The organism is Acinetobacter sp. YH12021, assembly GCF_013420145.1.
Taxonomy (GTDB): domain Bacteria; phylum Pseudomonadota; class Gammaproteobacteria; order Pseudomonadales; family Moraxellaceae; genus Acinetobacter; species Acinetobacter towneri.
The window spans coordinates 1-7,741 of record NZ_VOYT01000035.1 but is presented as its reverse complement, the minus strand read 5'-3'; the positions used below and the strand labels follow the sequence as shown (position 1 = coordinate 7,741).

The 7,741-nt window shown below is 50.9% G+C and carries 6 protein-coding genes and 3 pseudogenes; 3 read left to right on the top strand and 6 right to left on the bottom strand.

Annotated features, from left to right (window positions below):
- A partial coding sequence (locus FTT91_RS13825) for a transposase domain-containing protein (RefSeq protein WP_031971408.1) occupies positions 1 to 196 on the top strand: 196 nt, incomplete at its 5' end.
- Positions 197 to 226: 30 nt separating this feature from the next.
- A pseudogene (locus FTT91_RS13820) lies at positions 227 to 391 on the top strand (integrase core domain-containing protein); the annotation flags it as partial.
- 33 nt (positions 392 to 424) lie between these two features.
- On the opposite strand, the pseudogene FTT91_RS14880 reads toward FTT91_RS13820, so the two are convergent.
- From FTT91_RS14880 to FTT91_RS13800, 4 genes and pseudogenes are all read right to left on the bottom strand, one after another.
- Positions 425 to 1,417, bottom strand: a pseudogene (locus tag FTT91_RS14880) (site-specific integrase); the annotation flags it as partial.
- Positions 1,418 to 2,530: 1,113 nt separating this feature from the next.
- Positions 2,531 to 3,902 (bottom strand): annotated as a pseudogene (locus tag FTT91_RS13810) (IS1182-like element ISCfr1 family transposase).
- 114 nt (positions 3,903 to 4,016) lie between these two features.
- Complete coding sequence (locus FTT91_RS13805) at positions 4,017 to 5,153, bottom strand: DUF3883 domain-containing protein (protein WP_000080860.1); 1,137 nt, start codon at positions 5,151 to 5,153, stop codon at positions 4,017 to 4,019.
- Positions 5,154 to 5,203: 50 nt separating this feature from the next.
- On the bottom strand, positions 5,204 to 5,431 hold the full coding sequence (locus FTT91_RS13800) for a hypothetical protein (RefSeq protein ID WP_000248278.1): 228 nt from the start codon (positions 5,429 to 5,431) through the stop codon (positions 5,204 to 5,206).
- A 23-nt stretch (positions 5,432 to 5,454) separates the two neighbouring features.
- On the opposite strand from FTT91_RS13800, the gene FTT91_RS13795 reads away from it, so the two are divergent.
- Positions 5,455 to 5,646 (top strand): hypothetical protein, encoded by a 192-nt coding sequence (locus FTT91_RS13795; RefSeq protein WP_000951934.1) that lies wholly within the window; start codon positions 5,455 to 5,457, stop codon positions 5,644 to 5,646.
- A 481-nt stretch (positions 5,647 to 6,127) separates the two neighbouring features.
- On the opposite strand, the gene FTT91_RS13790 is transcribed toward FTT91_RS13795, so the two are convergent.
- Together FTT91_RS13790 and aac(3)-IId are read right to left on the bottom strand one after the other, a co-directional pair.
- Positions 6,128 to 6,670, bottom strand: a complete 543-nt coding sequence (locus FTT91_RS13790) for an AAA family ATPase (RefSeq protein WP_000587837.1) — start codon at positions 6,668 to 6,670, stop codon at positions 6,128 to 6,130.
- 12 nt (positions 6,671 to 6,682) lie between these two features.
- The gene (aac(3)-IId, locus tag FTT91_RS13785; protein ID WP_000557454.1) at positions 6,683 to 7,543 is read right to left on the bottom strand and encodes an aminoglycoside N-acetyltransferase AAC(3)-IId; all 861 of its coding nucleotides are present in this window, start codon (positions 7,541 to 7,543) and stop codon (positions 6,683 to 6,685) included.
- Positions 7,544 to 7,741: the final 198 nt, after the last annotated feature.

Here is a 7,741-nt window from a genome sequence, read left to right as displayed (position 1 = left end):
CAAGAACTGGCTGTTTGCAGGTTCGCTGCGCAGTGGTCAGCGAGCGGCAAACATCATGACGTTAATCCAGTCAGCAAAGCTGAATGGCTTGGATCCGTATGCCTATTTAAGTGATGTGCTGAAAAGGCTGCCGACACATAAAGTGACCCAGATTGAAGAGTTACTGCCACACTGCTGGAAACCTAAATCGAATTAAAATTGGTATGGGATTCAGCGGACGCTTACGTATATTGAACGTTATAATCGGACTATACGTTATAGCTGGCTAAGCAAGCATCTATTTGACACACTGGAAGAAGTACAAGATTATGCAACAAACTGGTTGTGGCATTACAACCATGAAAGACCACATCAAGCTAACAAAGGAAAGCCACCTCTAAGGGCTGCTTAACCTCTACTTTTAACTTCGGTTATTTATGGGAGGATTACCATAACTTAAAGCAGAATAGGGAGGCTTTAAGGATGTAAATAAGATATGTGAAGGAATTTCTTTTCGGATTTCATTTATATAGATTTGAAGAATTCTGTAGTCTCGTTCCTGCAGTTTAATTACTCGGTACGAATATTCATTTTTGATTTTTGGCTTTTTTGATCGATCATCGAACTCATCATCTGTATTTGTAATAATTAAACTAAAACTATGATTCTGAATTGATTTTTTAATAGAGTTGGTTGTTAGTAGCATAAGCTCACCAATTCTAAGACCATAGTTGAGCATGAGATGTATGATCAGAAAGTTTCTGAGTTGTACATTTTTAGATCTAAAAGGATTTAATTCATTGTATTTATTAGAGTTACTTGGTGAAATGACTGAATACAATCCTTTAATCATTTCCTGATTCATGCTCTTAAAATTATGATTTATCTCACTTTTAATTGTCTTATTGGCTTTTGAAAAATTATTTATAATTTTTTTCTTTATTGTCATATATTTATTCAAGTTTTCTTTAATTTTTTGAATTTCCTTCAACGTAAGTTGTGGCTGTGATTGCATGCTTAAGTATTCATTAATCAAGAAGTTGTAAAACTTTAAGAAGGATCTAACTCTATGACCAATTGTTGTGTAATTAATATGTTCTGAATTGCTTAGCCGTATAAGATTACTTTCAAGTTTTTTATTATTTTCTAAGTAAACAATGAAATTATCAATTTCACATTGAATGATCTCAAAATTATAGGATGTCGAATAGAACGACTCACAAAAGGACGTGGCAAACTTTTCAAACCAAAATTCATACCAAAATTTTATTGCGATTAAATCTGCATGCTGCGTAGAGATACTTTGAAATCTAAGAAATTTCATGGTGTACAGCATAGGGTACATACATGGACAGAATGAATCTAAATCAAATAAAAGAATAATTTGATTTTCGTTTGAGACTTTCTTTTCTAAATGAATTGTTTTTAAAGCAAACATAGTAAAGTTTATGAATTATTCTTAAGGTCAACATATCATATTTTATGATTGAAATAGAAATTAGTTAAGTTATTGAATCTTAGTTCAAGAAAGAAAAATATGAAGTTATTGTTAGGTGTATCGGAATTGTCATAATTAAAATTCTCAAAGGAGTAGAAAAGGCACTACCCCACAATTTTTTTCTCTCAAAATGTCATTCACTGTCATTTTTTAGTGGCAAGTACCAGGTGCAATTCTTTTTACGGTGTATTACACCGTAGATGTTTTGAGTGAGCTTAGCTGGCACCGTAAAAGTTTTGATCGACAAAATATCCAAAGTCAACTGGACTGTTAATCCATTTGCTAAACAAAACGTGAAACAGCAAATTATTGTAGTCTATATATTTTTCATAATTGTTCACGATACCTAAGTTCAGCAAGTTTTTTTCAAACTCAATGCGTTCAATGGGTTCTGATTTCACAAATGCATGGATGGATGCTTTGATTGTGGGAGGAAAATAAAGTGTCATCCTAACTACAGGACCCTGCAACGTAGCAATTCCTGCAAAAATCCATTTAAAACAATGACTTATTTCAATTCTGCCATCTGCAAGCGTTTTGTGGGGATGGAGGCCGGAATCATTAAAGTATCATCCTAATTTTCGCTCAACCTTGGAAAATGCTGAGAATCGTAAAAATAAAGTTTCATCCTTTCCGCTACTAGTTCAAGGCTTTCTTCCGGCCGCCGGCAACAACGCTGCTTGGCTGAGGCGATCCACTTGCGCTACCGCTCACTGATCAGATCGAACTTGAACTCGACGAGCAGCCAACCATCAGGCCGAGCGTGATCGCCAAAAAAAACGGATCATGCGAAATCCTTCGTTGAGTTTGGCGCGGGTTTTAGCAAATCAGCTGGCCCGCGATCCGGTTGAGAGTGATCCGAAGCGGTCCTTGACGACCGGCACAAATCGGCCGATTCTGTTGAAAAAGTAGCTTTAGCGGCAGCCTGCCGATCAGGTGTGCCTGCTGTCGAAGTGGCTGCAAGCCACTTCAAGTTGCCTTCCGGCGTTTCACTGAGCGTCCTTGCTCAGGTTTAAGGGTTAATTTGAGGGTTTCTGCTCGTAGCAGGCATACCTATCCCGTCAGCGGTGGCCCTTGAGGCAAAAGCTTGGCCATGCGGCGCAGGTTCTGCACCATCGCAGCCAAGGTGAATTCGTCAGTGGCACCCGTTAGGCCACGCAGTCGTAAACGGTCGAGTTTCATGATCCGTTTGAGGTGGGCGAAAAGCATCTCCACCTTCTTTCGTTCGCAGCGAGAGACGAGGTACTCCGGTGTCTTGGCGATGCGTCGAGCCACGTCGCGGGCAGCCTCATGGATGCTGCGGACGATCTTCCGATTCGGCGTGTTGGGGCAGCATTTCGCTTTCAACGGGCAGGTGGCGCAGTCGGTTTGGCTGGAGCGGTAAATGACGGTTTTGGCCTTAGTTACCCGCGACCTTTGCTGGGTGAAGGCGCGCCATTCACTGCGTAGCGGTTTGCCGGCTGGGCAGCGATATTCATTGGCGTCCTGACTCCAGTGAAAGTCGTTACTGGAGAGGCTGTCGTCCTTGCGCTCGGTCTTGTCCCACACCGGCACATGCGGTTCGATGTCCTTTTCTTCGACCATCCAGGCCAGCATCGGGGCGGTGCCATAAGCGGTATCGCCGATAAGGCGTTCCGGTGTGAGATCGAACTGCGCCTCGACACGCTCGACCATCGTCCTAGTCGAATCGACTTCGGCGGTACGGTGCGCCGGGGTAGCTTCCACGTCCATGATCACACCGTGCTCAGTGTCGATCAGGTAATTCGTGGAGTAGGCAAAAAAGGCCGGGCCACCTGGCGCTGCTGTCCAACGGGACTGAGGATCAGTGAGCGAAATTTTCTTGGGAAGAGCCTCAGCCAGCGCCTCTTCATCAAGGGCTTCGAGGTACTCGCGCACTGCGCGGCTGCTGAGCTTTGGATCGTTCCAATCGACCTCATCTCCCGCCACCCCACGTTGCCGGCTGGCATCCGCCTTAATGATGCTGGCGTCGACGGCGAAACCTTCACCCTTGACTAGGCCGGCTGCCATGCAGCGCCGCAGCACCTCATTGAATAACCAGCGGAATAGATCGCTGTCACGAAAACGCCCATGGCGATTCTTCGAGAAGGTCGAGTGATTGGGGACTTCGTCTTCCAGACCCAACCGGCAGAACCAGCGATAGGCCAGGTTCAGGTGCACCTCTTCGCACAATCGCCGCTCGGAACGAATGCCATAGCAAGTAGCCGACGACCAGCATGCGCACCATCAACTCCGGGTCAATCGAGGGACGCCCGATGGGGCTATAGAAATCTGCCAGGTAGGCACGTAGATCACTGAGATCCAAGCACTGGTCGATGCTGCGCAGGAGATGTTGGGCCGGGACGTGATCTTCCAGATTGAACGAGTAGAACAGGCGCTGCTGTCCTCCCGGTAACTGTCCCATCATGCTGTTCGCCCCCACGCTCGCTGACAAAGCAATTTTGCCAACGGCATGGGGAGGCCGCTACTTTTTCAACAGAATCGGCCGCACACAGCCATTCGGCTCAACAGAACCCTGCCTTTACCCCACCAAACTCCGGAAACTCGCCCGGTAGTCCGTCGGCTTGAGATGCACATGTTGGCTGAGGTCGCCGGGTAGCGTGAACAGGCGCGGACCGTCCCGAAACTGGAACACGCGATACAGATGGAATTGATCGCCCGCCTCCTTGGAGAATTCGAGTTCGTTGTGGCTGACCAAGAAAGACGAGCCTACCCCGCCATTGGTGGTTTTCACCTCGATGAAGCGCTCATGGGCGTCCTCTTCGAACGACAGGATGTCGAACCCCGCACCGTCTCCCTGGGTGTCGGACACCCAATCCAGCCGCTGAAAAAGCTCTGGGTGGCCGAGCTCGGTCAGGCGTTGCTGTTCGTAGCCAATCACCCACTGCTCCCCTGCCCGGCCCAGCTTGCGGTTGGCTTCATCGCGAGCGGCATAATCGAACTTTCGCGGTAGGCGTTGCCGTAGAGATGCCGGGGTACGCACAAGCACTTCACGGGCGGGTGGTTCTACCAAAGCCGCTCGGTAGGTTTTGTCACCCGGAAGTTTTACCTCCTCCAGGGCATCGACAAGAGCGCCGACCGTCTGCTGATGTTCCAGAACGTAGGCGTGTACGGATTTACGCAGCAGCAGTTGGCTGTTGCCGCGTGGCTTGTAGCCGTTGATATAGGGCAGGCCCAGGGCATCGAGTACGGCGCTAATGTTCTGGTGCTTGAGCTCGACTGAAGACTTGCTGCGACCGTTCAGCAGTTGGCGCAGTGCCTGGTTGTGCTCGGACTTGTTGTACGGCTCCCCAGCCGCCTCGGCACGCAGCATGTCGAAATAGTCTTCGACCGTGGCCAGGACCTCTTCTTCGGACCAGTCTTCGCCGATGCGAATGATGCGAAACCCGAGCCGCGTCAGCGCCGGAACGACGGTCGCCTCGCCACCGGAGAAGCTGTCAGCAGTGAGCGGGCCCTGCTCGGGAAATTGCTTGCCGAAGGCCACACCGGCGATGGCCTTGGAATCGCAATCGGTGCCGGTCTTCGGATCACGTACCAGGAAGTCGCGGGACTTGCCGTAGCCGTGGCGCGCCAGGAATTTCGTGCGGCCCAGTTGCACGAACTCATCGATGGCAGCCTGCACGGCGGCGGGGCTTCGAAGCTGGGAGAGTTGAGACACAGGGTCCTTCCTTACTGTCATGGTGTGCCGGGAACCGCCGAGCCACGAGATTATGAGTAGCCCCTGAACAGAAACGTCACGATAAAAGCCGTGAACGCCACCAGGCCCATTAAATCCCTTGCGTATTTGCAGCCCGTGCTGTCCAAACCTGTACCAGGTCCGATCAACACGCTCCAACCATTGAGGTACGAAAACACCGCCTGACCGAACAAAAAATGCGTGATAGCCGCCGCAGCCATGACGCCGGAATCGTCAGACAGGCTGTAGCTGTTGACCATTGCCCTGTACGCCTGCATCTGAAATGGCTATTGCCCTGATGGGAGCCGGCTTTTCAGCCACCGACACCAGCGATGCCGTCAATATTCTTTACCCGATAACCATGACCGTACAAGCTAACAAGGCCTGGCAAGCCAGCGGACTTAAAAAGTCTTTTTTTCTACCATCCCACAAAAAAGTTCGTGGTGGAGAAAAGATAAGCTATGCAAGGCTTTAGGAGACGTGGTTTTTCAGGATGACGAAGAACGATTCGGCGCTAGGTGCAACATAGGTGCATCGCACGAGCGCTAGGAACGGCGAAAAAAGGCGGACGTGGCGAAATCGGTAGACGCAGCAGACTTTAAAATTGGAGTGCCCGCGGGGAAATCCGCGGAGTAGAACCGCTCAAAGTCGGGGAACGCTAACGGGCAATACCCTAAGCCAATCCCGAGCCAAGCCCCTTCGGGGGAAGGTGTAGAGACTGGACGGGCGGCGCCTAAAGCCTTCGGGCAATGGCGAAGGGACAGTCCAGACCACGAACGTCATCAGACGGCGGCGAAAGTCGAGGTGGTACGAAAATCTGCTTCTCTGTGAGAGTACGGGTTCGAGTCCCGTCGTCCGCACCACAAAGCCAAACATCCCTGCGATGATCGACCTCTGGGCGTTTGGTCGTGAGCCCGCCACCCTCGCGCTACGCTTTGCGCAGGCGTCGAAGGCGATCAGGTGCGCCCATCGATTCCGTCGAGCACCATCGCTGCGAGTTCATCGCTGGTGTGTGCACCACTATCGAGAACACGGGTTGTGCATGGAAGCCGTTCCCTTGCGGCCAAGCATCGGGCGACATTCGCTAATCGCCACTCTCGAATCTCCGCATTTCGATTCGGGTCAGGATGCATGGTCTGGTTCGCGATCCGGTGACGCAATAGGTCCTCGTTGAGCGTCAGAAAGATGTGCAGCAGCTGATCGTCGATCCGCCTTACCCCGTCGAGTATCTCAGTCAGATAGTCCGGGTGCACGAGCGTCATTGGGATGATGATGTCCTGCGAGTAATTCCTTCGAATCTCCCTGACCGCCGCGATCGTAAGTCCCCTCCACAAGGGGAGATCCTGATAGTCTCCGCTCGCTGGCATGGGGACCGTTTCTTTCACCACGAACCCGATTTCCTCGGGGTCAAAGATCAGCGATTTGGAACGCCGATCGCGCAGCCGCTTAGCGAGCGTCGTCTTTCCGGCGCCGAAAGGTCCGTTGATCCAGATTATCATTGTCGACGGCCTCTAACCTGAAGGCTCGCAAGAGCGCTCGACGGCCTCGTGCGGAGGCACGATCGGAGTGGTTCCGAAATGCTTCTCAAGATAGGTGACGCCGAACGTCACGATGTCCTGCGCGTCGAACAGGTAGCACTGAGCAAAGCCCACGACACCTTCTCGATGGCGACCGAGCTTCACGTAAGCATTTGCTATAGTTTCAACCGCATCCGGCTTTCCTTCGATAGCAAAGCAATCGAGAATGCCGTTTGAATCGTAATCCGATGCCGTTTTCCAGGCGACTTCACCGTCTCTTCCAAGCATCGGCATCTCATACGTCACCCACCGTTTGTTGGGGATATCGGCAACCGCCTCGGCGTAGTGCAATGCGGTAACGGAGTTTAGCGGCGCACCCAACAGCAGGGCCTTCCCGCCAAGGCGAACGAACCGCTCGACGGGCGATCCTTCCCCCAAGGCGTGACCGAGTTCGTGAGGCTCCGTCAGCGTTTCAGCCAGCGGACCAACCGCGACCATCGATGCATCGGGGTGCGCGCTGCGCCGCGCGCCGGGGGCTTGAACCAGAAATTGATTCAGCAGGCCGAACCCACGGTAAGTCCCGGCTGTTGCGGGATCGAACGGCAGCCAGGTACGGCGGGCTTCGTCATCCAGCCGAGCGCCATTCAGAGTCTCCTCGTAGGGTGATCGGTCCCACGACGCGTATCCCATCACAGTGCCAGTCGGCCCAACCGCGGAGCGTAACGCGGCAACGACCGTCTCCGCTCCTCCTTCGACCGGACCAATCGCTTTAAGTGAGGCATGCACCATCAAGAGGTCACCGGTTTGGACTCCGAGTTTTTGAAGCGCCTCCGTTATTGCCTTCCGCGTATGCATCGCGATATCTCCTCTAAACTGCAAAACACTATACCTATCGAGATATCACTCTACTATACCTATCGAGATATAGAGGTGGTCCCACTTGTTTGAACAACTAAAAGCGTATTTATAAGTGATATTCCGCTCTAGTTAAGCCACCTTGTTTTGTTGGGGTAGCTGATCATAGTAAAACTCATTTGGTGTCATTTTGTCTAG